The sequence below is a fragment of the Streptomyces sp. NPDC023573 genome (assembly GCF_055559735.1).
Map to the genome: position 1 here is coordinate 283399 of NZ_JBVHKB010000009.1, position 24839 is coordinate 308237.

Consider the following 24839-nt stretch of genomic DNA (forward strand, 5'->3'; position numbering starts at 1 on the left):
GCCTACTCCGTCTTGATCGCGGTCAGCATGTTCAGCTTCGCGCCGCTACGGGCCGGCCACAGCGAGGCCAGCACACCCACGAGCCCTGCCAGCACCAGGAAGACCGCGAGCCGGTCCCACGGGATGACCAGGGCGTAGCCCGGGATCGAGGCGGACAGGCTCTTGCCGATCGCCCAGCCGAGGAACGTACCGAGGCCCACTCCGACCACCGCTCCGAAGAGCGAGATGACCACGGCCTCCAGCCGGATCATGCGCTTGACCCTGCGGCGGTCGAGACCGATCGCCCGGAGCATGCCGATCTCCTGCTGGCGTTCGAAGACCGACATGGCCAGCGTGTTGACGACTCCGAGTACGGCGATGATCAGGGCCATGGCCAGCAGCGCGTACATGATGTTCAGCGCGGTGTTGATGAAGCCGCCGAACATGTCCCGGATGCCCTGGCGGTCCACGACGCTCATCGCGGGGTTGTCGCCGAGCGCGTCGATCACGGCCTTCTCGTTGGCCTCGCTCTGGCCGCCGTCCATGGTCAGCCAGACCTCGCGGATGTCGGCGAGGGTCTCGTGCGGGTCGACCACGTCATCGGGGATCAGGACGGGGGAGAGGAACTCGTTGCCCTCGTAGAGCGCGCCGACCTTCAGGGTCTCCTTCTTCTTGTCCTGGAACGTCACGGGGACGCTGTCGCCGGTCTTCCAGCCGTTCGACTTCGCGGTCTTGCGGTCGACGGCGATCTCGCCGTCCTTCAGCGACGACAGCGAGCCGGAGACCGTCTTCAGGTTGAAGACCTTCTCGACGTCGCCCGGCGTGACTCCGGAGGCCGAGACACCCTGCTCGTCACTGATGTCCAGCCAGACGGACCGCTGCGGCGTGGCCGCCGCGACGCCGTCGGCCTTGCGCAGGGCGGTGAGGGCCGACTCGTCGAGCGGGTCGCCACTGGCCATGGAGACCATGTAGTCGGCCCGGATGTTGTCCGTCGTCATCTTGTCGATGGCCTGGCCGAGCGTGACACCGAGCACGGAGATGCCGGTGACCAGGGTGAGTCCGATCGCGAGGGCGGAAGCGGTGGCCCCGGTGCGCCGCGGATTGCGGACCGCGTTCTGCGCGGCCAGCTTGCCGGACACCCCGAAGAGGCCCCGCAACAGCGGACGCGCCAGGGCGATCACAGGCCGCGAGAGCAGCGGGATGAGCACGATGACACCGATGAGGGCGAGGAAGGCCCCGCCTCCGATGAGCCACCGGCCGTTCTCGTCGCCCTGGGCGGCACCGGCGATGATCAGCGCGGATCCGACGAGGGTGATCACCGCGCCGAACGAGTTGCGCACGACCAGCGACTTGGTGGTGGCCACCGCGTGCACGCTGCTCATCGCGGCCACCGGCGGGATCTTGGCGGCGCGACGGGCGGGCAGCCAGGCGGCGAACACGGTGATCAGCACGCCCACGGCGAAGGCGGAGACGACCGCGGTGGGGGAGACGACCAGGGGACCGGCCGGGATCTTCCCGCCGAACATGCCCATCGCGGAGCGCAGCGCCGTCGCGAGCCCGACGCCCAGGACGAAGCCGATCACCGAGGCGATCACGCCGACCACGCCCGCCTCCAGCAGGATGGCCCGCTTGACCTGCCGGCGGGAGGCGCCGACGGCGCGCATCAGGGCGAGTTCCTTGGTGCGCTGGGCGATGAGCATGGTGAACGTGTTGGCGATCAGGAACACACCGACGAAGAGTGCGATGCCCGCGAAGGCCAGCAGCATCGAGTTGAGGCTCTTGAGGCCGGACTCGGTCATCTCGGCCTCCTCGTCCGCGAGGGCCGCTCCCGTCTTGGCCTCGGCGTCCTCGGGGAGGAGGGGCTTGACGGCGTCCAGCAGCTGCTGGTCGGACGCGCCGGCCGCGGCGGTCACGGTGACGTCCTTGAACTCGCCGGGCCGCAGGTAGAGCTGCTGGGCGATCTCCGTGTCGAAGAGGACCAGGCTGCCGCCCGCGTTCACGGCGCCGTCCTCCGTGGTGAAGATCCCGGAGAGGGCGTACTCCTTCACCGGCCCGTTCGTGGCGACCCGTACCTTCTCTCCGACGCGGTAGTCGCCCTTGTCCGCGGAGGTCTTGTCGAGGGCGATCTGCCCGGCCTCGACCGGGCCCGCGCCCTCGGTGAACGCGTACTGGGCGTCCTTGCCGTCGGTACCGGGGGAGAAGTTGGAGCCGGTGTTCGACCAGCCGTTGCCGATGAGCTTGCCGTCGGTGTCGGCGACACCGGCGAATCCGGAGACCCGCCCGGTGGCCTCGGCCACGCCGTCCAGCTTCCGGATCTTGTCGAGTGTGGCCTCGTCGACGGCGGGGGTCTCCTCGTCGCCGCGCTCGGCCCAGGTGGTGACGGCGACGGCCACCTTGTCGTAGTTCTTGGCCGACTGGTTGCGGAAGGCGTTGCCGAGGGTGTCGGTGAAGACCAGGGTGCCGGAGACGAAGGCGACGCCGAGCATCACGGCGAGCACGGTCATCAGCAGCCTGGCCTTGTGCGCAAGGACATTGCGCACAGCGGTACGGAACATGTCGTCAATTCCTGGGGGGGAGTTCGGAGTGCGGAAGGGTGGTGCGACAGCCTCTGGGACGTCAGCTGGTGCGGCCCTTCGCGTCGAACGCCTTCATCCGGTCGAGGACCCCGTCGGCGGTGGGGTTCAGCATCTGGTCGACGACCGCGCCGTCCGCGAGGAACACCACGCGGTCCGCGTAGGAGGCGGCCACCGGGTCGTGGGTCACCATCACCACGGTCTGGCCGAGCTCGCGCACCGAGTTGCGCAGGAAGCCGAGGACCTCGGCACCGGAGCGGGAGTCGAGGTTTCCGGTCGGCTCGTCACCGAAGATGATCTCCGGCTGCGAGGCCAGGGCGCGGGCGACCGCGACGCGCTGCTGCTGGCCGCCGGAGAGCTCCGTGGGGCGGTGCTTCAGCCGCTCGGAGAGGCCGACCATGTCGATGACCTTCTGGAGCCAGGCGGCGTCGGGCTTCCGGCCGGCGATGTCCATCGGCAGGGTGATGTTCTCCAGGGCCGTCAGCGTGGGCAGCAGGTTGAAGGCCTGGAAGATGAAGCCGATCTTGTCCCGGCGCAGCTGCGTGAGCTGCTTGTCCTTCAGCGTCCCGAGCTCGGTCTCGCCGATGCGCACGGAGCCGCTGCTGAAGCTGTCGAGACCGGCCACGCAGTGCATGAGCGTGGACTTCCCGGACCCCGACGGGCCCATGATCGCGGTGAACTCACCCTGCGGGAAGTCCACGGTCACCCGGTCGAGGGCGATCACCTGGGTCTCACCCGCGCCGTAGACCTTCGACAGCTCCGTGGCGCGGGCGGCGACCGCGGTGGTGCGGTGAACGGTGGTGGTGGTCACAGGGGTACTCCTGGTTCGTACGACAGCTTCGCGGGGACTCCTCCATTCTCGCCGCCGTCGCGCGCCGGGTCGTCAGCCCCCGTGCCCGTTCCCGGGGCCCTCTTGAGTCGCACCCGCCGGGCGGTGGCGTAGTCCTGAGGTAGGAGAGCAACCCCGAGTCCCGGGCCGCTCAGCGGGGCGGGGCGGTCGACCCGCGGGGCACCAGGCGGGCCGCCGCGTCCTCGAAACCGGGAGCGGAGCCGTCGGCCACCACCGCCAGCAGGGTGCGGGCCGCGTGCGTTCCGTACGCGGGAATGTCCCTGCTCAGCGCGGTCAGCGGGGGACGCACGACGCGGGAGAGCTGGGAGTCGTCCCAGGCCACGAGCGAGAGGTCGGCGGGGACGCCCAGCCCCATCTCCTGCGCGACCGACAGCCCGGCTACGGCCATGATGTCGTTGTCGTAGATGACGGCGGTCGGCCGCGCGGACGAGCTGATGAGTCTGCGGGTGGCGCGTGCGCTCTCGTCGCCGGAGTAGTCGGTGTGCACCACCACCGGCTCACCCAGACCGAGTTCGGCGCTGATCTCGCGCTGGGCGCGGTCGCGCAGCTGGGTGTGGATCAGCTCGGGCAGCCCGGCGACCCGGGCGACGGAGCGGTGGCCGAGCGCGGTGAGATAGGCCAGGGTCTCCCGCAGAGCCGCCGAGTCGTCCGACCACACCGGGGTGAGGGAGCCGGCCGCCGAGGGGTGGCCGATCACGACGGCGGGCATGCCCAGCTCGGCGACGCCCTCGATGCGAGGGTCGGGGGAGCGCACATCGGCGAGGAACACCCCGTCCACCCGGCCCTCGCCCCACCAGCGGCGGTACACCTCCAGCTCCTGAGCCGGGTCGGCGACGACCTGGAGGAGCAGGGCGCGGCCACGCGCTGACAGCTCCGTCTCGATGCCGCTGATCAGCTCCATGAAGAACGGCTCGACCCCGAGCATCCTGGCGGGGCGGGACAGCGCGAGCCCCACGGTGTCGGCGCGGGCACGGGTGAGCGCGCGGGCCGCGCTGTTGGGGCGCCAGCCGATCTCCTGTGCGATGGCCTTGATGGACGCGCGGGTCGCGGGGGAGACCCCGGGGCGGTCGTTCAGGGCGTACGACACCGCGACCTTCGACACCCCGGCGCGGCGTGCGATGTCGGCGATCGTGGGGCGGAGTTTGGACATGCGACCTCGCTTAACCGGTTCGCTCTCAGGTGCGCATCTTAGACCGGCCGGCCGCACACCCCTGACCTGGGTCTTCCCCGGAGCGGTCCAGACCACTCAGGGAGCGCCATGGGAATGCTCATATGGGAGCGCTCCCGCACTCTTGACACCGGTCCGGCGCCCCCATACCTTCACGGCACTTACCCGGTTCAGTGACTCCGCTCAGCAGGGACGGCGGGGGAAGAGGAGGGGCTATGGGTACGCGTACCCGGCTGCGGGTCACCACCGCACTCGCCGTGTTCACGCTCGCCGCGACCGCGTGCACGGGGGGCGGTTCGGGGGCGGGCGGCACCGGCGGGGCGGTCGGCAAGGGCGGCTCGCTGCCGCGCGACGAGACGCTCTACACGACCGGCACCCAGTGGGGGCCTCCGGCCAACTACAACCCGCTGCGCAACTGGGACCACGCGACCGGCACCAAGGGACTGGTCTACGAGACCCTGTTCCACTTCGACCCGAACGAGGGCAAGCTGACGCCCTGGCTCGCCGAGTCCGGCAGCTGGACCGGCGACAAGACGTACGAGGTGAAGCTGCGCCAGGGCATCACCTGGGCCGACGGCAAGCCGCTCACCGCCAAGGACGTGGCGTACTCCTACGGGCTGGGCAAGATCGAGGCCTCCGCCTTCCACTCGCTGTGGAGCTGGCTGTCCGACGCGAAGGCGGTGGACGACTCGACGGTCCGCTTCACCTTCAGGGAGGCCCGCTACCAGGAGTGGGACTACACCCTCTACGGCCAGCCGATCGTTCCGGAGCACGTCTGGAGTCCGCGCACCGACGAGGACATCCTCAACGGCGTCAACGACAAGCCGGTCGGCACCGGGGCGTACAAGCTGAAGAGCAAGTCCCAGGACCGGGTCGTCTGGGAGCGGCGCGAGGACTGGTGGGGCACCGAGGCGCTGAGCATGACGCCTGCGCCCCGCTACATCGTCGACGTCTCCAACCCGAGCAACGAAGTGGTGATCGGTCAGCTGGGCCAGGGCCAGCTGGACCTCAGCAACAACTTCCTGCCCGGCGCGTCCTCGCTGATCAAGAGCAAGAAGGTCGTGTCGTACTACGACAAGGCCCCGTACATGCTCTCGGCCAACACCGCCTGGCTGGTGCCCAACACCACCAAGAAGCCGATGGACGACGCCGCCTTCCGCCGGGCGCTCGCCGCGTCCGTCGACACCGGGAAGATCGTCAAGGGTGTGTACGGCGACCTGGTCAAGCCGGCCTCCCCGACGGGCCTGCTGCCGCAGTGGGAGCAGTTCGACGACAAGGCCCTCATCGCGGAGAAGGGCTTCACACACGACGCCGCCGCGGCGAAGAAGGAGCTCGCGGAGGCCGGCTACCGGGACGAGGACGGCGACGGCTTCGTCGAGAACAAGGACGGCAAGGCCCTCAGCCTGAAGCTGGCCGTGCCCTCCGGCTGGACCGACTGGATGGAGGCGGCCAAGGTCATCGCCGCCGGGGCCAAGGACGCGGGCATCAAGATCACCACCGAGTTCCCCGACCAGAACGCCCTCAACGAGCGGCGCGGGAAGGGCGACTTCGACCTCGTGATCAACAACGAGCGTCAGCTGTCCAACACCCCGTGGACGTACTACGACTACATCTTCCAGATGCCGGTCCAGAAGCAGCAGAACACGGTGAACTTCGGTCGCTACGAGAACGAGGAGGCCTGGAAGCTGGTGCAGGAGCTCGGCGGGGTCAAGACCGACGACACGGCGGGCATGAAGGCCGCCGTGTCGAAGATCCAGGACATCCAGCTGACGGAGATGCCCATCATCCCGCTCTGGTACAACGGCCTCTGGTCGCAGTCCACCACCGGCACCTGGACGAACTGGCCCTCGGACGCCGAGGGGACTCCCAAGACCGCGCCGGCCCTGTGGCGCAACTGGCTGGAGATGGGCGGCTTCGAGACGCTCACGCAGCTGAAGCCCGCCAAGTAGGACCGACCGCATGACCGCCCCGCCGTGCGCGCGCACCTGACCGTGCGCGCACGGCGGGGCTCTCCACCAGGGGAGCACTCTTGCGCCGCTATTTCGCCCGCAAACTTCTCATCTACGCACTGACGTTCGTCGTCGCCGTCACCGTCAACTGGATGATCCCGCGCTTCATGCCCGGTGACCCGGTCTCCGCCATGGTCGCACGCGCCCGCGTATCGCAGCCGGAGGCCGCCGAGGCGATGCGCACCTACTACAACAACCTGTTCGGCTTCGACGAACCGCTGTGGCAGCAGTACCTCCACTTCTGGGGGGCGCTGCTCCAGGGCGACTTCGGTATCTCCATCTTCGTCTTCCCCACGCCCGTCGGAGACGTCCTGCTCGACGCGCTCCCGTACACGCTCGGCCTGATGATCCCGGCCGTCCTGCTCAGCTGGTTCGTGGGCAACTGGATCGGCGCGCTCTCCGCCCGCCGCAAGGTCCTCGACAACACCGTGCTGCCGGCCGGCTATCTGCTGACGGCCATGCCGTACATGTGGATCGCCGTCATCCTCGCCTGGGCGCTGGGTGCGAAGGCCGGCTGGTTCCCCATATCGGGGGGCTACAGCCTGGACATCCAGCCCGGCTGGAACGGCGACTTCGTCATCGACGCGCTGCACCACTGGGTCCTGCCGTTCCTCTCGCTCTTCCTCGTCGCGCTCGGCGGCTGGGCCATCGGCATGCGCAACATGATCATCTACGAGCTGGAGTCCGACTACAGCTCCTATCTCTCCGCCCTCGGCGCCCCGCAGCGGCTCATCCGCCGCTACGCGTTCCGCAACGCCGTCCTGCCCCAGGTCACCGGCCTGGCGCTCCAGCTCGGCGTACTGGTCGCCGGGGCGCTCGTCACCGAGATCGTCTTCGCCTATCCGGGGCTCGGCTCACTGATCCTGGCGGCGATCCAGAACCAGGACTTCTTCCTGCTCCAGGGCGCGTTCCTGTTCATCGTCATCGGCGTCCTGATCGCCAACTTCCTCATCGACATCGTGTACGTCGTCGTCGACCCCCGCACCCGTACGGGCATGGCAGGAGGCACGTCATGAGCACACTGCCCGACCCGGCGCCCGAAGCCCCCTCGGCCGGGGCCCCCACGGCCAAGCCGGGCCGCGAGTCGCTGCACTACGCGGTGCGCAACCCCAAGCTGATCATCGGGGTGACCCTCGTCGTCATCCTGCTCGCGATCGGCGTCGTGGGACCGATGCTGCTCGACAACGGCAATCCCAACGAGTACGTGGGCCCGCAGGCGTCCGCGCCGGACGGCACGTACTGGATGGGCACCACCACCTTCGGCCAGGACGTCTACGCCCAGTTCGTGCACGGGCTGCGCGCCACCTTCCTGGTGGGCGTCGTCGGCGGGGCCATAGCCGCCGTCATCGCCATGGTCGTCGGCTTCCTCGCCGGCTACCGGGGCGGTGTCGTCGACGAGGTCCTCAACATGGTCACCAACGTCGTGCTGGTGATCCCCGCCCTCGCCGTCCTGCTGATCATCAACGCCTACATGGGGGTGCGCAGCGTCGCCGTGCAGGGCCTGTTCATCGGGCTGACCTCATGGCCCTGGGCGGCCCGGGCGATCAGGGCGCAGACGTTCTCGCTGCGCACCCGGGAGTTCGTCGACCTGGCCCGGCTCAGCGGGAGCGGCACCTGGCGGATCGTGTTCCGCGAGATCGCGCCCAACATGAGCTCGTACCTCTTCATGATGTTCATCCTGCTCTTCGGCGGGTCCATCCTCATCGCCTCCTCGCTGGACTTCATCGGGCTCGGCCCGACCGAGGGCGTCTCGCTCGGCCTGATGCTGCAGAGCGCCCAGCAGTGGAGCGCGCTCCAACTCGGCATGTGGTGGTGGTTCATTCCGCCGGGCGCCGGGATCACCGCGATCGTCGGAGCGCTCTACGTCGCCAACGTGGGCCTCGACGAGGTCTTCAACCCGAAGCTGAGGGAGTCCTGAGCTCATGACCCTGACCGTCAACGATCTGCGGGTCCACTACCGCACGCTGCGTGGCGAGGTCCGGGCCCTGGACGGCGTCGGCTTCGACCTGGCGGACGGCGAGATCCTGGGCCTGGCGGGCGAGTCCGGCTGCGGCAAGACCACCCTGGGCAAGTCCCTCATCCGGCTCGACGGCCGGATGCGGCACGTGGGCGGCACGGTGACGCTGGACGGCGACGAACTGCCGCTGTCCGACGACCGGGCGATGAACGCCTACCGCTTCCACCGGATCTCGCTCGTCCCGCAGTACTCGATGAGCGCGCTCAACCCGACGCGCCGCATCGGCCGCATGATCCGCGAGCTCCTCGCCTCGCGCGGAGTGAGCGTGGACACGGACGAACTCCACCGCCGGCTCGCCCTGGTCGGCATGGAGCGGGACGTCCTGGACCGCTATCCGATCGAGCTGTCCGGAGGCATGAAGCAGCGTGCCGTCATGGTGATCTCCACGCTGCTCGACCCGTCCGTCCTCATCGCCGACGAGGTCACCTCGGCCCTCGACGTCTCCAACCAGCAGGCCGTCGTCGGCGCCCTCACGGGGCTCCGCGACAAGGGCCTCGTCACCAGCATGATCTTCGTGACCCATGACCTCGGGCTCACCTCGCACATCGCCGACTCGATCATGGTGATGTACGCGGGCAAGCTCGCCGAGAAGGCCCCCACGAAGGCGCTGACGACCGCGCCACGCCATCCGTACACGAAGATGCTGATCGGCTCGCTGCCCCAGGTCGGCGCCCGCTTCAAGGACAAGCCGCTCAGCGGCATCGAGGGCTCCCCGCCCTCTCTCCTGGACCCTCCCCCCGGCTGCCGCTTCCGTGCCCGCTGCCCGCTCGCCGACAGCGGGTGCGCCGAGGAGCCGCCGGTCGTCGAGGTCGCCCCCCGCCACACCGTCGCATGCTGGAAGGCGGCCTGATGCTGACCCTCGACCGTGTCACCAAGACCTTCCGGGCCGGCGCCTTCGGCGGCGGGTCCGTCACCGCCGTCGACCGGGTGTCCTTCGAGGCGGCACCCGGCGAACTGGTCTCGCTCATCGGCGAGAGCGGCAGCGGTAAGTCCACCATCGGCCGCATGGTCCTCGGGCTCACCCGGGCCAGTTCGGGCCGCCTCACCCTGGACGGCGAACAGGTCAGACCCGGCAAGGACTTCTACCGCCGGGTCCAGGGCGTCTTCCAGGACCCCTTCAGCTGCTACAACCCCGTCTTCAAGGCCGACCGCGTCTTCGCCCTCGTCCGCCGCGCGTACCACCCGGGCGTCTCCGACAAGGAGTGGTCCGACCGCGTGGAGAAGGCGGTACGGGACGTACGCCTGGACCCCGGGCAGGTGCTCGGCCGCTACCCGCACCAGCTCAGCGGCGGCCAGCTGCAGCGCCTGCTCATCGCCCGCGCGCTCCTGCTCGACCTGCGTTTCCTGGTCGCCGACGAGATCACCAGCATGCTCGACGCCTCCACCCGCATCGACGTCCTCAACCTCCTCGCCGGGCTCAAGGAACGCGGCCTGGGTGTCCTCTACATCACCCACGACCTCTCCCTCGGCACCTACCTCGCCGAGAGAACGGTGGTCCTGAGGAACGGCCGCGTCGTCGAACGCGGCGACACCCAGAAGGTCTTCGGCAACCCCCTCCACCCCTACACCCGCACCCTCCTGGCCGCGGTGCCCCGGCTGAACCAGCCCTGGACGTCCGCCGAACCCGTGGAGGCCTGCGCCTTCCACGAGGGGGGCCCGGGGGACAGCGACCTGTACGAGACCGAGCCGGACCACTTCGTCGCCTGCGCCGGACTCCCCGACTGCGTAAGGACCTCCGCGTGACCCCTCGCCACCTGCCCCTGCACGACGGCTGGACGCTCAGCGCCGACAGCGCCGTCCCTGTGGGGCTCCCCACAGGAGGCGTCCCGGCGGCCGTCCCCGGCTGCGTCCACACCGACCTGTTGGCCGCCGGCCTGATCGACGACCCCTATCTGGACGACAACGAGAACCGGCTCGGCTGGATCGGCCGCACCGACTGGACGTACCGCACCACGTTCCAGTGGTCCGCCGACGGCCACGCGTTCACCGACCTGTGCTTCGACGGCCTCGACACCGTCGCCACCGTCCTGCTCAACGGCACCGAGGTGGGCTCCACGGCCAACCAGCACCGGAGCTACCGCTTCCCCGTGCGCCCCCTGCTGCGCGAGGGCCCCAACACCCTCGCCGTACGCTTCACCGCCCCGTACACCTACGCCGAGGCGATGCGCGACAAGCTGGGCGACCGGCCCGGCGCGTATGCGGAGCCGTACGCCTTCATCCGCAAGATGGCCTGCAACTTCGGCTGGGACTGGGGGCCCACCCTCGTCACCTCCGGCATCTGGCGGCCGGTCGCGCTGGAGTCCTGGACCGGCCCGCGCATCGCCGGGGTGAAGGTGCTGGGCGACCTCGACGAGGACGGGGTGCCGCGCCTGGCGGTCACCCTGGACGTGGACCGCGGCGGCAGCGCGGCCCTGCCGGGCTCGGTCGAGGTGGCCGGCGCCCGCGCCGTCTTCGTCGCCGACGAGGAAGAGCGCCGCGTCTCGGTCACCCTGCCCGTCCCCCGGGCCGCGCGCTGGTGGCCGCACAGTCACGGCGAACAGCCCTTGTACGACGTCACCGTCCGCCTGGGGGAGGAAGTCGCCTGGACCGGCCGCACCGGATTCCGTGGAGTTTCCCTGGAGCGTGAGGCGTTCCGTGTCTCCGTCAACGACGAGCCCGTCTTCGTACGCGGGGTGAACTGGATCCCCGACGACTGCTTCCCCGCCCGGATCACCCGGCAGCGGGTCTCGGACCGTCTCGACCAGGCGGTCGCCGCGGGCGTGAACCTGATCCGGGTCTGGGGCGGCGGCCTCTACGAGAGCGACGACTTCTACGAGCTGTGCGACGAGAAGGGGCTGCTCGTCTGGCAGGACTTCCCGTTCGCCTGCGCGGCCTACCCGGAGGAGCAGCCGCTGTACGACGAGGTGGCCGCGGAGGTCCGCGAGAACCTCGTCCGGCTCGCCCCGCACCCCTCGCTGGTGCTGTGGTGCGGGAACAACGAGAACCTGGAGGGCCACGCGGACTGGGGGTGGCAGGAGAAGCTGGAGGGCCGGACCTGGGGCCACGGCTACTACCACGAGCTGCTGCCGGCCCTCTGCACCGAGACCGACCCCTCCCGTCCGTACTGGCCGGGGTCGCCCTACTCCGGGTCCCCTGAGCTGCCCCCGCAGGACCCCTCGCGCGGCACGGTCCACCTCTGGGACGTCTGGAACAGGGTCGACTACCGGCACTACGCCGACACCGCCCACCGTTTCGTCGCCGAGTTCGGCTTCCAGGGCCCGCCCGCGTACGCCACGCTGCGCCGCGCGGTCAGCGGCCCGCCGGCACCCGGCTCCCCGCTGCTCGCCCACCACCAGAAGGCGGAGGACGGCGACGCCAAGCTGCTGCGGGGCCTGGGGGACCATCTCCCGCAGCCGTCCGGCTTCGACGACTGGCACTGGCTCACCCAGCTGAACCAGGCCCGCGCGGTCGCCTTCGGGATCCGCCACTTCCGCTCGCACAGCCCGTACTGCATGGGCTCGGTCGTGTGGCAGCTCAACGACTGCTGGCCGGTCGTGTCCTGGGCGGCCGTCGACGGGGACGGCCGCCGCAAGCCGCTCTGGTACGCCCTGCGCGCGGTGTACGCGGACCGGCTGATGGCCGTACGGGACGGAGCACTGCACCTGGTCAACGACTCCGCCCGCCCGTGGGAGGGCACGCTGCGGCTGACCCGGCGCTCCCTCGACGGCGAGGTCCTGGCCGAGGAGGCGGTCGAGGTGGGCACGGCGGCCCGGGGCGTCACCCGTGTGCCCCTGCCGTCCGCGGTCGCCGACCCGGACGACAGCGCCCGCGAGGTGCTGGTCGCGGAGCTGGGCGAGCAGCGGCTGGTGGAGTTCTACGAGGAGGACACCCGTCTCGCGCTGCCGCCGGCGCGGTACCAGGCCACGGTCACCCAGGGTGACGAATCGGGCATCGGTTACCGGGTCACGGTGACGGCGCGGACCCTGCTGCGCGATCTCGCGCTCTTCCCCGACCGGCTGGATCCGGCGGCGGAGGTGGACGACATGCTCGTCACTCTGCTGCCCGGTGAGAGTGCCGTGTTCCATGTCACGGGCGCGGTGCTGAAGGACCCGGAGGCGCTGGGCTCACGGCCGGTTCTCCGGTGCGTCAACGACACCGTCGACCACTGAGGTGGCGGGCCCTGGCGAACGGTGGCGCGGCCCATGGCGTATTGGGCCGTGCGGGTGCGGCGACTTTCCGTCATTCCCGTTTGCCGGGGTTCGTACCCCCCGACCGGGCCGGGCGTGTGCTGATGCGGTGCCCGGTGTCTGACGGTCCCTCACACGGTCAATAAAATAAGACAACATCGAATGGATGTTCCGCTGTTCGAGGGACGCCCCCGGATAGGGTCTTGTGCCAAAGCGGAGCCGCGCGCCCACGCCCGGGTGGTGGAATGCAGACACGGCGAGCTTAAACCTCGCTGCCTCCTCGGGGGCGTGCCGGTTCGAGTCCGGCTCCGGGCACCACCGCACGGTCGGTGGAGCCCGGGCGGCCGCACGGTACTTCAGCTGTCAACCTCTTAGGGCCGTCCCGCCGGTGGTCACCCTTCCCGTTCCGGGTGATCACTGTGCGTGCGCGGCGGCCGGGTGACCGGGGCGCGTGCGCATTTTGCGGACGCGCCCGGCGGGTACGAGGCTTTCGGTACCGCACAGGAGGGGCCGGGGCCGTCGGCTTCCCCGAAGATCCTCCTCCGGTACTAGGGTGATTCTTTTGCCTACCCATTACTCTTGACGCAAGGCCGCGCGAGGTGGCCATGGAGGAGTGAAATGAGGAGCAGCAACCCGGTCTTCTCGCGACGGGGGTTCAGCCGCGACAACGGCTACGCGGGCTTCAACGCGGCGCCGCAGGCCGGGGCCCCCGCAGCGGGTGCCAACCCGTACGCGCAGGGCACCGCCGCGAACCCGTACGCCACGAACCCCTACGCCCAGCAGGACACCCAGTACGGCGCCCCGCAGGCGCCCGCGCGCTCCGGCGCGATGACGATCGACGACGTCGTCACGCGTACGGCCATGACGCTGGGCACCGTGGTGCTCACCGCCGCGCTCTCCTGGGCCCTGCTGCCGGTCGACGAGGCCAATCTCGGCAAGTCCTACGGCATCGCCATCGGCGCGGCCCTGATCGCGTTCGTCTTCGCGATCATCCAGTCCTTCAAGCGCAAGCCCGCGCCGGCGCTGATTCTGGCCTACGCGGCCTTCGAGGGTGTCTTCCTCGGAGTGATCTCCAGCACGGTCAGCACCTACATCAGCCCCGGCACGGTGATGCAGGCGGTGATGGGCACCATGTGTGTCTTCGCCGGTGTCCTCATCGCGTACAAGATGCGCTGGATCCGCGTCACCCGCCGTTTCTACGGCTTCGTGATGGCCGCGGCCGTGGGCTTCGTGCTCCTGATGATGGTCAACCTGCTGTTCAGCGTGTTCGGCGGCGGTGACGGCCTCGGCTTCCGCAGCGGCGGTCTGGGCATCCTCTTCGGAGTCATCGGCATCATCCTCGGCGCGTGCTTCCTGGCGCTGGACTTCAAGCAGGTCGAGGACGGCGTCAACTACGGCGCACCGCGCGAGGAGTCCTGGCTGGCCGCCTTCGGCCTCACCCTGACCCTGGTGTGGATCTACCTGGAGATGCTGCGTCTGCTCTCCATCCTCAACGGGAACGACTGACCCGTAGGCACGACGACGACGGGACGGCCCGCAGGCTCATCGCCTGCGGGCCGTCCCGTTTCGTCGTCGCGAGGTTCCCGGCCCCGTGCCCGGGCCTCGGCGCGTTGGAAACCATCCCGCGGGGGCGCGTAGGGTCACGGCGTGCTTGATACGACGCCCCTGATCACCGCCGTGGACCGTTTCGCCGACCGGCTGCGGAGTACCCCGCAGAGCCGGCTGCAGCGCGGTACGGCCGCCGAGGCCCTGGCGGCGGCGAGGGAGCTGTCCGTCCGTGCCCAGCGGGCCGAGGCCCCGGACAGGGAGCCGAGGACCATGCCGGACGCCGGGATATTCGCGGTCGGCGACCAGCTCGCGGTCGCCGGGCGGGACCTGGCCGTGGCACTGGAAACGGCCTCGTCCCAGGAGCTGGACGAGGCCGTGCGGTGTGTCGAGGAGGCGGCGGAGCGGGCGTTCAGGCCCTAGAACGAGGCGATGACGCGGTCGGCGAGGATGTAGACGTTGTCCTGGCCGCACGAGAACGTCAGCGCGTAGGCGCCGGAGACTCCCGAACCGCCCAGCAGCACCGGCTGCTCACCGGAGCGCAGCGAGTCGGCGAGCCGCTCGGCGGTCTCCCGGTGGCCCGGGGTCATGCAGAGCGTGGTGCCGTCGGCGAAGACGTACACATCGAGCGTCCCGAGAGGGCCCGGCCGCACGTCGGTGAGCTCCGTACCGGTATCGGCGAGCCGTTCCAGCCGGTTCACGGTACGCTCATGGTCGGTGACGACGGGTGTCTGTACGGGGACGAAGTCCGGGTGTGACGGGTGGCGGCGACGGGCCGCGGCCAGCTCGGGGGAGTCCTCGGCGTACTCCGCGTATTCGGTGACCTCGGGCATGTCGGTGAGCTCCGCCAGCTCGGCGAGCTCGTCCAGGGCGTCGCCCGCTTCGAGGTCCATCGCCTCCAGGCCCGCGAAGTCGGTCTGGCGGGGCATGAAGAACGGGACGTCCTCGCCGAGTCCGCCCAGCAGGGACGGGGCGTCGGCGGCGTCGCGTGCTTCCTGGGCCGCCCAGAAGGCGCGGGCCTCGGCGAGCTCCCGCTCCCGCTCCTCGGCGAGCGCGTCGGCGACCGCCGCGCGTATCTCCTCGGCGGGTGTGCCGGCGCTCCGGTTCAGCTGCTCGGGCACGGACGCGTGCGGGCCGCGTCCCTCCGCCAGCTCCGTGCGCAGGGCCGTGACCTGCTTGCGCAGCCCGTGAGCAGCGTGCAGAGCGGCGGCGCCGACGGCCGTGGCAGCGGCGGTGGTCAGCAACAGGGCAAACGGCATGGCGCTCACTGACATACTCCCGGTTTCAATCGACACCCCCGACTTCCTACATCAGCTTGTCCTGTACCGATGCCTGCTGTCAGTGCATTACGTCACGAATTGGACAGGTCTTTGGGCCTGGTGTTTAGCTCTGTGACTGGTGTGACCTGCAGAAACGACTCTCCCCCGGGACGCAGATCACATCCTGGGGGAGATTCGGTCACGATAGGAGCTCGGCTCGATTCAAAAGGGCCCCTGAGCGCGCGCTGAGCTTCGCCTGCGCTGCGGGCAGGTGCCGCCCTCGTTCCTCGGGCGCCCCCTACCCTCCGCTGCGGCTCAGCTCAGCCGCTCTGTGCTTGCGGTCGCGCTGAGCTTCGCCTGCGCTGCGGGCAGGTGCCGCCCTCGTTCCTCGGGCGCCCCCTACCCTCCGCTGCGGCTCAGCTCAGCCGCTCGATGACCATGGCCATGCCCTGGCCGCCGCCCACGCACATCGTCTCCAGGCCGAACTGCTTGTCGTGGAACTGCAGGCTGTTGATCAGCGTGCCGGTGATGCGGGCGCCGGTCATGCCGAAGGGGTGGCCCACGGCGATCGCGCCGCCGTTGACGTTGACCTTGTCCAGCGGCAGGCCGAGGTCACGGTAGGAGGGGATGACCTGGGCGGCGAACGCCTCGTTGATCTCGGCCAGGTCGATGTCGTCGACGGTCAGCCCGGCGCGCCCGAGAGCCTGCCTGCTGGCCTCGACGGGGCCGTAGCCCATGATCTCGGGGGACAGGCCGGACACGCCCGTCGAGACGATGCGGGCCAGCGGGGTCAGGCCCAGCTCGTGCGCCTTGGTGTCGGACATGATCACCAGGGCGGCGGCGCCGTCGTTGAGCGGGCAGCAGTTGGCGGCGGTGACGAGCCCGTCGGGGCGGAACACCGGCTTCAGGCCCTGCACGCCCTCCAGGGTGACGCCGGCGCGGGGGCCGTCGTCCTTCGAGACGACCGTGCCGTCCGGCGTCGTCACGGGGGTGATCTCGCGCTCCCAGAAGCCGTTCTTGATGGCTTCCTCGGCGAGGTTCTGCGACCGCACGCCGAACTCGTCCATGTCCTGGCGGGTGACGCCCTTGATCCGGGCCAGGTTCTCGGCGGTCTGCCCCATCGCGATGTACGCGTCCGGGACGAGGCCCTCCTCGCGCGGGTCGGTCCAGCTCGTGCCCTCCTGCTCGGCGCGGGCGGCGGTACGTGCCTCGGCGTCGGCGAAGAACGGGTTGTGCGTGTCCGGCAGGCTGTCGGAGTTGCCCTTGGTGAAGCGGGACACCATCTCGACGCCGGCGGAGATGAAGACGTCGCCCTCGCCGGCCTTGATGGCGTGCAGGGCCATGCGGCTGGTCTGGAGCGAGGACGAGCAGTAGCGGGTGACCGTGCAGCCGGGGAGGTGGTCCATCCCCATCTGCACGGCGATGACGCGGCCCAGGTTGTTGCCCTGCTCGCCGCCGGGGAGGCCGCAGCCGAGCATCAGGTCGTCGATGTCCTTGGGGTCCAGCTCGGGGACCTTGGCCAGCGCCGTCCGGATGATGGTCGCGGTCAGGTCGTCCGCGCGCAGATCCTTGAGGGACCCCTTGAAGGCCCGGCCGATGGGCGAACGGGCAGCAGAGACGATCACGGCTTCGGGCATCACGCGGCTCCATGAGGGCTGGAAGGCAGGAAGGCTGGACTGCCTTGGAAGTTACCCGGACGTATAGCTGAGGTCACCCAACAGGTGATGTGATGCGGACCTCTTTTCTAAGCAACCGCTCAGTTTCCCGGAATGTTCCCGGGCCGGCGCCAGGTCGCACCCGACCCGCGCTCCGGCATGGGGCCGCCGTCCGTGTCCGTGCCCGTGCCGTCGTGCGGGACCGGTTCCGTGTGGGCGGGCAGGCGCCGGCGCCTGCGGTGCTTGAGCATGGCCCAGGGCGCGCGCGCCGCCGTCACCTCGGTGCCCGCCTCGCGTGCGGCGCGGGAGGCCGCCTTGGCGACCGGCAGCATCCCCTCGCGGCGCGAACCGTCCAGGTGGTCGGACTCCGGCCACAGCCCGAGAGCCGCGCACAGGGTCGGCAGCATCGCCATCGAAGCGGTCGCGTACCCCTCGGCCGAGGGGTGGTAGTTGTCGGGACCGAAGAGCTCCCGGGGGTTCGCCTCGAACTCCGGACCCAGCAGGTCGCCCAGTGAGACGGTCCGCCCGCCCTGCTCCACCGCGCCGATCGTCTGGGCCGCCGCCAGCTGCCGGCTCACCCGCCGGGCCAGCCACCGCAACGGCTGGTAGACCGGCTCGATCGTGCCCAGGTCCGGGCAGGTGCCCACGACGACCTCCGCACCGGCCGTGCGCAGCCGCCGGACGGCCGTGCTCAGACAGCGCACCGACTGTGTCGCCGGCATCCGGTGGGTCACGTCGTTCGCGCCGATCATGATGGCGCAGACGTCCGGCACCCCCGACGGATCGGCCAGCACCAGGGACACCTGCCGCTCCAGATCGTCCGACCGGGCCCCCGGCAGGGCCACGTTCCGTAGATCCACCGGCCGTTCGGCCACCGCCGCGAGACCGGACGCCAGCAGCGCCCCCGGGGTCTGGCCGGCTCTCCGCACACCCTGGCCGGCCGCCGTCGAGTCGCCCAGCAGGACGAAGCGCAGCGGATCGGACGGGCCGGCGAACGCCACCCCGTACCGCCCGTCCGCACTCGGGGGGACCGGGGCCTTGCCCCCGCCCACCTGCCGTTTCGCCAGCTGGACCTCGGCCAGCACCAGCCCCACCGTCGCCGCGCCGATCAGCCCTACGCTGCCGCCCCCATAGGCCGCACCCGCTGCGATCCGCCGCGCCACCCTCGCTCTCGACACAGTCCGGTCCACCTCCTCCGTGCCGTACAGCCGTACACAGCACTACCTGCCCCGTGGAGGGCGTAACTCAATCGCTCGGCCCGATCTCCTGCCCGTACGCATACTCTTGCCTGACCATTACGGAGATCCCGGAGTACACGGTGCAATTCCACGATTCGATGATCAGTCTTGTCGGCAACACCCCGCTGGTCAGGCTGCGCAATGTGTCGGCAGGCATTCAGGCGACGGTCCTGGCCAAGGTCGAGTACTTCAATCCCGGCGGATCGGTGAAGGACCGCATCGCGCTGCGCATGATCGAGGCCGCCGAGCAGAGCGGCGAGTTGAAGCCCGGTGGCACGATCGTGGAGCCGACCAGCGGCAACACGGGCGTGGGCCTGGCCATCGTCGCCCAGCAGAAGGGCTACAAGTGCGTCTTCGTCTGCCCGGACAAGGTGTCCACGGACAAGATCAACGTGCTGCGGGCCTACGGGGCGGAGGTCGTCGTCTGCCCGACGGCCGTCGACCCCGACCACCCGGACTCGTACTACAACGTCTCCGACCGCCTGGTCAGGGAGACGCCGGGGGCCTGGAAGCCCGACCAGTACTCCAACCCCAACAACCCGCGCTCGCACTACGAGACCACGGGGCCGGAGCTCTGGGAGCAGACGGAGGGACGGATCACCCACTTCGTCGCGGGCGTCGGCACCGGCGGCACGATCACCGGTACCGGCCGCTATCTCAAGGAGATCAGCGAGAACCGCGTGCGGGTCGTCGGCGCCGACCCGGAGGGCTCCGTCTACTCCGGCGGCTCGGGGCGGCCCTACCTCGTGGAGGGCGTCGGTGAGGACTTCTGGCCGAGCGCCTACGACCGCACGGTCACGGACGAGATCGTCGCGGTCTCGGACAAGGACTCCTTCCAGATGACCCGCCGGCTCGCCAAGGAGGAGGGTCTGCTCGTCGGCGGCTCCTGCGGCATGGCGGTCGTCGCGGCCCTGGAGGTCGCGAGGCGTCTCGGCCCCCAGGACGTGGTCGTCGTCCTGCTGCCGGACAGCGGCCGCGGCTACATGAGCAAGATCTTCAACGACGAGTGGATGGCCGACTACGGCTTCCTGGAGGACGCCGGGCCGTCCGCCCGGGTCGGGGCGGTGCTCGACTTCAAGGAGGGGCCGCTCCCCTCGCTCGTCCACATGCACCCCGAGGAGACGGTCGGGGAGGCCATCGACGTCCTCCGGGAGTACGGCGTCTCCCAGATGCCGATCGTGAAGCCGGGCGCGGGACACCCGGACGTGATGGCCGCCGAGGTCATCGGCTCCGTCGTGGAGCGCGAGCTCCTGGACGCGCTGTTCACCCAGCGGGCCACGCTGTCCGACTCCCTGGAGAAGCACATGTCGGCCCCGCTGCCGCAGGTCGGCTCGGGCGAGCCCGTCGAGGACCTCATGGCCGTGCTCAGCGGTGCGGAGGGTGCCGACGCGGCGATCGTCCTCGTCGAGGGCAAGCCGACCGGTGTCGTGAGCAGGCAGGACCTGCTGGCGTTCCTGGCGAAGGACGCGGCGCCCAAGCCGTAGCGCCGGGGTGTCCCGGGTTCGCGAAAACGGTACGAGCGCGACACGTTGACGCAGCACCGGCTTAACACGGCTCCGGCACAGTAATGGGTGTCGGCGGGAAGGCCCGCCGGCACCACATACGGCGACACGGACTACGGAGCGGCTCCCGGACCTCCACCGTCGCCAGGACGCGGCACCCGGCCCTGACCCGGGACCGCGTCCCTCGCGGGGACCGCCGTCGTCCCGCCCCCCGGGCGACCGGGGGTGCGGCGGTCCCCGCGACTATCCTTCCGCCGTCCTCTCCCTCAGCCGTCCCACCCGGACGAGGTCCGCCGCTTCCCCGGGCCCCAGGGCCACGCGCGGGCGGAGTGCACGGCGTTCACGCCGAAGATCCCCAGCCAGGCCACGACGAGCCCCTCGATGCCGGCGTTGGCGACGCCGATCGCGGACAGGGGGATGGCCAGCACCAGCGAGACCGCCCCGAAGCCGAACCGCTCACCGAAGGTGCCGACGGCCGGCGTCGCGGGGCGGGCCGCGCCCCGGGCGGTGGCCATCCGCTGCTCGGCGAGGTGGCGCCTGGCCCGCAGGTCGTTCGTGCCGTCGAGCCGCTGCTCGACCTTCTCCAGGAACGACTCGATGAGCGCGGACTCGTACTCGGGCCCCAGCTCGCCGCGGGCCTGCAGGGTGGCGTCGAGCTCTCGCCTGAGCTCAGGGTCACGGGCTTCCATACGCTTACGGTACGAAGCCGGGGCTCCCCGGGCACTGGGGACAACCCCCCTGTTTCGGAGGGCCGTCACACGGGGCGGGCCGCGCCCCGTCGGCGTAGCGTTGGTGCCGCAGGACGGGAAACGGGAGGCGCGCCCATGGCCACCACGACATCCTCCGCCCGGGCCATCCCCCGGACATCCGGGACGCGGGCCCGCCTGGTCAACGAGGCCGAGCTCCGCGCGACGCTCTCCACGTTCCGTGAACTCACCGACGAGGACTGGCGGCGCCCGACCGTCTGTACCGGCTGGAACGTCCGGGACATGCTGGCGCACACCGTCGGCCAGTACGAGGAGGTGCCGCGCCCCTGGGTCGCGGCCCGCCGGATCCGGCGGGCCGCCCGCACCCATCCGCACCTCGGCCGGCTCGACGGGCACAACGAGGCCCAGATCGAGGACAGGAAGGCCGTTCCGGGCCGCGAACTCATCGGCGCCCTCGCCCACTTCGCACCCCAGGCCCTCATCGCCCTGCGCCGCGTGCCCGCACCGCTGCGCCGCAGGGTCAGGCTGAGCCTGCTCTACCCGGAGGCGAAGGCGCTGCCCGACGACTCGGTGGACTACCTCGGCAACGTCCTCGTGGCCCGTGACACCTGGATGCACCGGGTGGACCTCTGCGACGCCCTCGGGGCCGAGCCCGTCCTCGACGGGCACGACCGGGAGATCGTGGACCAGGTGGTCCTCGACCTGGCCCTCGCCTGGACGGGCCCCGCGGTGGAGATCGACCTCGGCGGGCCCGCGGGAGGGCGCCGTCTGCTGGGTATCGGCAGCCCGGCGGCGACGCTGCGCTCCGGCGCGGTCGACTTCGCCCGGCATGTCTCGGGCCGCCCGGTGCGCGGCCCGCTGGAGCTGGAGGGCGATCCCGGCGCGCGGGCCGCGCTGACGACGGCCCGCGTCGTGTTCTGACTCCGGGCGGCCCGGACGCTCAGCGGGAGGTCACCTCGGCGAGGAAGGCCTCGGGCGTGACCGCGTACCCCATGGAGTTGATGACCGGGACCGGCGTGCCGTCGATCAGCACCGTCGGGGTGGACCGGACGCCGCTCGTCCCGAAGGCGGCCGACACCTGTGCCGCCCAGGGCAGGTAGGTGCGCTCACCCACCTTCTGCCGGAAGGCGTCGGTGTGCAGCGCCTCGACCTCGTCGGCCAGCCGCAGCAGGGTTTCCCGGTCGGCGAAGGCGTCCACCTCCTCACTGGGCTGATCGGCGTACAGCGCCCGCAGGTAGTGCATGAACGGCTTCTGTCCCTCGTCCGCGGCGGCTCCCAGCGCGGCCAGCGCCTCCATGGAGCCGCTGCCGCCCGCGGAGTCGTCGATGAACGTGGCGAAATGGTGGTCCACCGCGAATCGGCCCTCGTCCGCGGCCCGCTCCATCACGGCTCCGAGGCCGAGCTCCATGCGCTTGCAGTAGGGGCAGCGCAGGTCGGCGTAGACGCTCAGTACGTGCTCGGCCTCGGCATCGCCGTAGCGGACGATGACGCCGCCCGGCCCTCTCGTATTGGCTGGGATCATGATCCCAGGGTCGGCAGGGGACGGCGGTCCCGCAATGCGAGCGGCCGGGCCGGGGACTGTATATGGACATTCAGACCGCTTGCTGGCTGAATGGATTCCTCGGTGCCGGACCGGCGCGGTGGAACTCTGGAGGGGACAGCATGAGCGGGAGCAGCCCGGCTGCACGGTTGCAGCGGCTCTTCGAGGGGCAGCGGCTCACGCCCACCCAGCGGCGGATCGCGCACTCCATGGTGCGGCGGGCGGCCGACGCCCCGTTCCTGTCGAGCGTGGAGCTCGCCGAACTGGCCGGGGTCAGCCAGCCGTCCGTCACCCGCTTCGCCGTCGCGCTCGGCTTCGACGGGTACCCCGCGCTGCGCAAGCACCTGCGGGAGGTCACCCCGGAGGGTGCGGCCGGCGGGGGCGGGACGGAGGAGAGTTTCAACGAGTACCAGCAGGCGGTGCGCGCGGAGATCGAGAACCTGCGGCAGCTGTCCGAACTGCTCGCCGATCCGGCCCCCGTGGAGCGGGCGGGGCGGCTGCTCGCCGGTTCCAGGCCGCTGCTCGTGCTCGGACTGCGGGCCGCGTCCTCGCAGGCCAGGGGGTTCGGGTACTTCGCCGCCAAGGTGCACCCCGATGTGCGGGTGCTCGACGAGGGCGGCAGCATGCTGCACGACCGCGTCGACGCCGCGGCGCGTGCCGGCGCGAGCGCGCTGATGTGCTTCGCGCTGCCCCGGCACCCGCGCGAGGTCGTGGACGCGCTGGCGTACGCCCGGGAGCGGGGGCTCACCGTCGTGACCGTGGCCGACTCGGCGTTCGCACCGGTCGCCGCCCACAGCGATCTGCTGATCCCGGCGGCCGTGGGGACCGGGCTGGCCTTCGACACCGCGTGCGCCCCGATGCTGCTGGGGCGGGTCCTGCTGGAAGCCATGTGCGACGGGCTGCCCGAGGCGCAGGCCCGGCTGGAGGAGTTCGACGCGCGGGCCGCCGCGCGGGGGCTGTTCGTCGAGTAGCCGGAGCCCGGCCGAGAGGCTCCGCCGATTCTCAGACGTCGCTCATCTGCGCCTACTAATCTCCGCGCCGAAAGGTCCACAGGGGACTGCGGGAGAGGGGTACGGACGTGGGGCGCGGAGCACAGTCGCTGGCGAGGGTGGCCGTGATCGTGAGAGCCGGCGCCGCGCCGTTGTGGTGGCCGGGGCTGCTGGCGGCGGCCGTCGGGGCGTTCGTCCCGGGCCTCCCCGGCCGGCGGATCGGACTGACGGCGGGGGCCGCGCTGTTCCTGGTGACCCTGGCCGCCGTGGCGTTCACGCGCACCGGGCGGTACACGGAGTTGGCGAAGGGCGCCACGAGGGCCGGGCGGGGCGACTTCCTCCAGGACCGGGACGTGACCGTACGGACCCGGCGGCGTGGCTGCCGCTGGTGGGTGGCCGGTGCGTTCCTGGTGGCGGTCGCGAGCGCGTACGTGCTGCCCGGTGCGGGCGGGCTCGTGATGGCCGGGGCCGGTGCCGGGCTCTGGCTGAAGGCCGTACGGATCGGGCAGCGTGAGCGGCGGGAGGACGTCCTGTACTGGGTGCGCACCGACTGGGTGGAGCGCGGACGGCCCACGGGCAGGCGCGTGAAGGCCTACAGGACGACCGGGCCGGTGGCGGGGGACGCCGCACCCGGTGGGGCGCGGCGTCGCCGCCGGTGAGAGGGCCGGCTCAGACCTCCAGCTCCGCCTCGATCTTCCGCAGCTGGTGGCGCGCCATCGCGAGGTTGGCCCGGCCGCCGTCCAGCACGAGGTAGAGGAAGAGGCCGTTGCTGCCGCGGGTCTTGAGCAGCCGGATCAGGTGGTACTGGGTGCCGAGGGTGATCAGGATGTCCTCGATCTCGTCCTTGATGCCCAGGTGCTCCATCGTCCGGAGCTTCGCCCGGACCACATCGGTGTTGCCGGCCGCGGCGACCTCCAGGTTGAAGTCCTTGCCACCGCCGAGGGTGCCCAGGGCCATGCCGCTGGTGTAGTCGACGAGTGCGACACCGACGGTCCCCTCGATCGACGCCATCGCTTCCTTCAGTGACGCTTCGGTGTTGGCCATAGTGCTCGTTTCCTTTCCCTGGCCGGCCCGGTGGCCGGTCCGTTGCTTGGTGGTGCGCTTCGCGTCCGTGGCGCGTGCGTGACGGGCCGCGGCGGGTGTCACGGGGAGTCCGGTGTGACGGTGCGGCGGGGCAGGGCCCGTGACTGCTGCGGCCGTGGGGGCGGCACGGGGCGGTCGGGGCGGTCCTGGGAGGCGTCGACCAGTTCGCCGATGCGCGCCCCGGCGCGGCGGCCCTCCAGGTGGAGACGGCCGACGTTGATGCGGTCCTCGGCCAGCAGCGTGAGGACGGCGGAGGAACCCGCCGCGTAGGTGGCGATGTAGCCGTTCTCGCCACGGATCAGGAGTTCGCGGAAGCCGCCGCGTCCGGTGGCGTCGGTCATCCGGATCGAGACGCCGAGTGCGGCGGCGGTCAGCGCGGCGACGCCCTCGGCCTCGACGCCCGGGGTGTCCTGGGCGACGATCAGGCCGTCCGTGCTGGCGGCCAGCGCGCCGGTCAGGAGGGGCACCCGCGCGCGTAACCGCTGGAGCTCGTCGAGGACGTCCTGCGCCTCTGCCTCGGGCACCATCAGCTGTCTCCTCCCGGCACGCTGTCTGAGCG

General features: G+C 70.8%; 22 protein-coding genes and 1 tRNA gene. 13 read left to right on the forward strand and 10 right to left on the reverse strand.

All coding sequences use genetic code 11. The annotated features are described in order from the left end of the window. Positions 1-2 precede the first annotated feature (2 nt). From ACZ32T_RS27780 to ACZ32T_RS27790, 3 genes are all read right to left on the reverse strand, one after another. On the reverse strand, positions 3-2534 hold the full coding sequence (locus tag ACZ32T_RS27780) for an ABC transporter permease (RefSeq protein ID WP_467273336.1): 2532 nt from the start codon (positions 2532-2534) through the stop codon (positions 3-5). A 61-nt stretch (positions 2535-2595) separates the two neighbouring features. Then, positions 2596-3363, reverse strand: coding sequence for an ABC transporter ATP-binding protein (locus ACZ32T_RS27785; RefSeq protein WP_467273337.1), 768 nt, complete (start codon positions 3361-3363; stop codon positions 2596-2598). A 169-nt stretch (positions 3364-3532) separates the two neighbouring features. Beyond that, the gene (locus ACZ32T_RS27790; protein ID WP_467273338.1) at positions 3533-4552 is read right to left on the reverse strand and encodes a LacI family DNA-binding transcriptional regulator; all 1020 of its coding nucleotides are present in this window, start codon (positions 4550-4552) and stop codon (positions 3533-3535) included. 233 nt (positions 4553-4785) lie between these two features. On the opposite strand from ACZ32T_RS27790, the gene ACZ32T_RS27795 reads away from it, so the two are divergent. The 9 genes from ACZ32T_RS27795 (at position 4786) to ACZ32T_RS27835 (ending at position 14730) form a co-directional block, all read left to right on the forward strand. Then, on the forward strand, positions 4786-6519 hold the full coding sequence (locus ACZ32T_RS27795) for an ABC transporter substrate-binding protein (RefSeq protein WP_467369615.1): 1734 nt from the start codon (positions 4786-4788) through the stop codon (positions 6517-6519). A gap of 80 nt (positions 6520-6599) precedes the next feature. Next, entirely contained in the window at positions 6600-7595 is a 996-nt protein-coding gene (locus tag ACZ32T_RS27800) for an ABC transporter permease (protein ID WP_467273340.1), read from the forward strand. Further along, the gene (locus ACZ32T_RS27805) at positions 7592-8497 is read left to right on the forward strand and encodes an ABC transporter permease (protein WP_467273341.1); all 906 of its coding nucleotides are present in this window, start codon (positions 7592-7594) and stop codon (positions 8495-8497) included. The genes ACZ32T_RS27800 and ACZ32T_RS27805 overlap by 4 nt, the downstream gene beginning before the upstream one ends. Before the next feature lie 4 nt (positions 8498-8501). Continuing rightward, a complete protein-coding gene (locus ACZ32T_RS27810; RefSeq protein WP_467369617.1) occupies positions 8502-9446 on the forward strand; it encodes an ABC transporter ATP-binding protein in 945 nt (314 codons plus the stop codon). Then, positions 9428-10339, forward strand: a complete 912-nt coding sequence (locus tag ACZ32T_RS27815) for an ATP-binding cassette domain-containing protein (protein WP_467369619.1) — start codon at positions 9428-9430, stop codon at positions 10337-10339. The genes ACZ32T_RS27810 and ACZ32T_RS27815 overlap by 19 nt, the downstream gene beginning before the upstream one ends. Then, positions 10336-12744, forward strand: coding sequence for a glycoside hydrolase family 2 protein (locus ACZ32T_RS27820; protein WP_467369622.1), 2409 nt, complete (start codon positions 10336-10338; stop codon positions 12742-12744). Before ACZ32T_RS27815 ends, ACZ32T_RS27820 begins: the two co-directional genes overlap by 4 nt. 249 nt (positions 12745-12993) lie before the next feature. Continuing rightward, positions 12994-13080, forward strand: a tRNA-Leu gene (locus tag ACZ32T_RS27825). 300 nt (positions 13081-13380) lie between these two features. Beyond that, positions 13381-14268, forward strand: a complete 888-nt coding sequence (locus tag ACZ32T_RS27830; protein ID WP_467273345.1) for a Bax inhibitor-1/YccA family protein — start codon at positions 13381-13383, stop codon at positions 14266-14268. Between the two features lie 141 nt (positions 14269-14409). Next, the gene (locus ACZ32T_RS27835) at positions 14410-14730 is read left to right on the forward strand and encodes a hypothetical protein (protein WP_467369624.1); all 321 of its coding nucleotides are present in this window, start codon (positions 14410-14412) and stop codon (positions 14728-14730) included. Here the strand turns inward: ACZ32T_RS27835 and ACZ32T_RS27840 are convergent. From ACZ32T_RS27840 to ACZ32T_RS27850, 3 genes are all read right to left on the reverse strand, one after another. Beyond that, entirely contained in the window at positions 14727-15581 is an 855-nt protein-coding gene (locus tag ACZ32T_RS27840) for a hypothetical protein (protein ID WP_467273347.1), read from the reverse strand. The two genes, ACZ32T_RS27835 and ACZ32T_RS27840, sit on opposite strands and share 4 nt — an antisense overlap. 401 nt (positions 15582-15982) lie before the next feature. Next, a complete protein-coding gene (locus ACZ32T_RS27845; RefSeq protein WP_467273348.1) occupies positions 15983-17203 on the reverse strand; it encodes an acetyl-CoA C-acetyltransferase in 1221 nt (406 codons plus the stop codon). A gap of 119 nt (positions 17204-17322) precedes the next feature. Then, positions 17323-18384 (reverse strand): SGNH/GDSL hydrolase family protein, encoded by a 1062-nt coding sequence (locus ACZ32T_RS27850; protein WP_467273380.1) that lies wholly within the window; start codon positions 18382-18384, stop codon positions 17323-17325. A 155-nt stretch (positions 18385-18539) separates the two neighbouring features. Between ACZ32T_RS27850 and ACZ32T_RS27855 the strand changes: the two genes are divergently transcribed. Then, a complete protein-coding gene (locus ACZ32T_RS27855; RefSeq protein ID WP_467273349.1) occupies positions 18540-19943 on the forward strand; it encodes a cystathionine beta-synthase in 1404 nt (467 codons plus the stop codon). Between the two features lie 284 nt (positions 19944-20227). Here ACZ32T_RS27855 and ACZ32T_RS27860 read toward each other — a convergent pair whose 3' ends face one another. Further along, positions 20228-20650, reverse strand: a complete 423-nt coding sequence (locus tag ACZ32T_RS27860; RefSeq protein ID WP_467273350.1) for a hypothetical protein — start codon at positions 20648-20650, stop codon at positions 20228-20230. A gap of 135 nt (positions 20651-20785) precedes the next feature. Between ACZ32T_RS27860 and ACZ32T_RS27865 the strand changes: the two genes are divergently transcribed. Further along, positions 20786-21589 (forward strand): maleylpyruvate isomerase family mycothiol-dependent enzyme, encoded by an 804-nt coding sequence (locus ACZ32T_RS27865; protein ID WP_467369626.1) that lies wholly within the window; start codon positions 20786-20788, stop codon positions 21587-21589. Positions 21590-21608: 19 nt separating this feature from the next. Here the strand turns inward: ACZ32T_RS27865 and ACZ32T_RS27870 are convergent, their stop codons facing one another. After that, positions 21609-22190 (reverse strand): DsbA family protein, encoded by a 582-nt coding sequence (locus tag ACZ32T_RS27870; protein ID WP_467273352.1) that lies wholly within the window; start codon positions 22188-22190, stop codon positions 21609-21611. Positions 22191-22330: 140 nt separating this feature from the next. On the opposite strand from ACZ32T_RS27870, the gene ACZ32T_RS27875 reads away from it, so the two are divergent. Together ACZ32T_RS27875 and ACZ32T_RS27880 are read left to right on the forward strand one after the other, a co-directional pair. Next, positions 22331-23179, forward strand: coding sequence for a MurR/RpiR family transcriptional regulator (locus ACZ32T_RS27875; protein ID WP_467273353.1), 849 nt, complete (start codon positions 22331-22333; stop codon positions 23177-23179). Positions 23180-23286: 107 nt separating this feature from the next. After that, the gene (locus ACZ32T_RS27880; protein WP_467369628.1) at positions 23287-23856 is read left to right on the forward strand and encodes a hypothetical protein; all 570 of its coding nucleotides are present in this window, start codon (positions 23287-23289) and stop codon (positions 23854-23856) included. Between the two features lie 10 nt (positions 23857-23866). On the opposite strand, the gene ACZ32T_RS27885 is transcribed toward ACZ32T_RS27880, so the two are convergent. Both ACZ32T_RS27885 and ACZ32T_RS27890 read right to left on the reverse strand, forming a co-directional pair. Further along, complete coding sequence (locus ACZ32T_RS27885) at positions 23867-24241, reverse strand: hypothetical protein (protein WP_467273354.1); 375 nt, start codon at positions 24239-24241, stop codon at positions 23867-23869. A 98-nt stretch (positions 24242-24339) separates the two neighbouring features. Further along, on the reverse strand, positions 24340-24807 hold the full coding sequence (locus ACZ32T_RS27890; protein ID WP_467273355.1) for a roadblock/LC7 domain-containing protein: 468 nt from the start codon (positions 24805-24807) through the stop codon (positions 24340-24342). Between the last annotated feature and the right edge of the window lie 32 nt (positions 24808-24839).

Excerpts from the sequence above, each read along its gene's own strand:
- ACZ32T_RS27780 (WP_467273336.1), bottom strand. The coding sequence starts at position 2,534 with ATGTTCCGTACCGCTGTGCGCAATGTCCTTGCGCACAAGGCCAGGCTG.
- ACZ32T_RS27795 (WP_467369615.1), top strand. The coding sequence starts at position 4,786 with ATGGGTACGCGTACCCGGCTGCGGGTCACCACCGCACTCGCCGTGTTC.
- ACZ32T_RS27815 (WP_467369619.1), top strand. The coding sequence starts at position 9,428 with ATGCTGGAAGGCGGCCTGATGCTGACCCTCGACCGTGTCACCAAGACC.
- ACZ32T_RS27865 (WP_467369626.1), top strand. The coding sequence starts at position 20,786 with ATGGCCACCACGACATCCTCCGCCCGGGCCATCCCCCGGACATCCGGG.
- ACZ32T_RS27805 (WP_467273341.1), top strand. The coding sequence starts at position 7,592 with ATGAGCACACTGCCCGACCCGGCGCCCGAAGCCCCCTCGGCCGGGGCC.
- ACZ32T_RS27885 (WP_467273354.1), bottom strand. The coding sequence starts at position 24,241 with ATGGCCAACACCGAAGCGTCACTGAAGGAAGCGATGGCGTCGATCGAG.
- ACZ32T_RS27870 (WP_467273352.1), bottom strand. The coding sequence starts at position 22,190 with ATGATCCCAGCCAATACGAGAGGGCCGGGCGGCGTCATCGTCCGCTAC.
- ACZ32T_RS27845 (WP_467273348.1), bottom strand. The coding sequence starts at position 17,203 with ATGCCCGAAGCCGTGATCGTCTCTGCTGCCCGTTCGCCCATCGGCCGG.
- ACZ32T_RS27840 (WP_467273347.1), bottom strand. The coding sequence starts at position 15,581 with ATGTCAGTGAGCGCCATGCCGTTTGCCCTGTTGCTGACCACCGCCGCT.
- ACZ32T_RS27875 (WP_467273353.1), top strand. The coding sequence starts at position 22,331 with ATGAGCGGGAGCAGCCCGGCTGCACGGTTGCAGCGGCTCTTCGAGGGG.
- ACZ32T_RS27890 (WP_467273355.1), bottom strand. The coding sequence starts at position 24,807 with ATGGTGCCCGAGGCAGAGGCGCAGGACGTCCTCGACGAGCTCCAGCGG.
- ACZ32T_RS27860 (WP_467273350.1), bottom strand. The coding sequence starts at position 20,650 with ATGGAAGCCCGTGACCCTGAGCTCAGGCGAGAGCTCGACGCCACCCTG.
- ACZ32T_RS27790 (WP_467273338.1), bottom strand. The coding sequence starts at position 4,552 with ATGTCCAAACTCCGCCCCACGATCGCCGACATCGCACGCCGCGCCGGG.
- ACZ32T_RS27810 (WP_467369617.1), top strand. The coding sequence starts at position 8,502 with ATGACCCTGACCGTCAACGATCTGCGGGTCCACTACCGCACGCTGCGT.
- ACZ32T_RS27830 (WP_467273345.1), top strand. The coding sequence starts at position 13,381 with ATGAGGAGCAGCAACCCGGTCTTCTCGCGACGGGGGTTCAGCCGCGAC.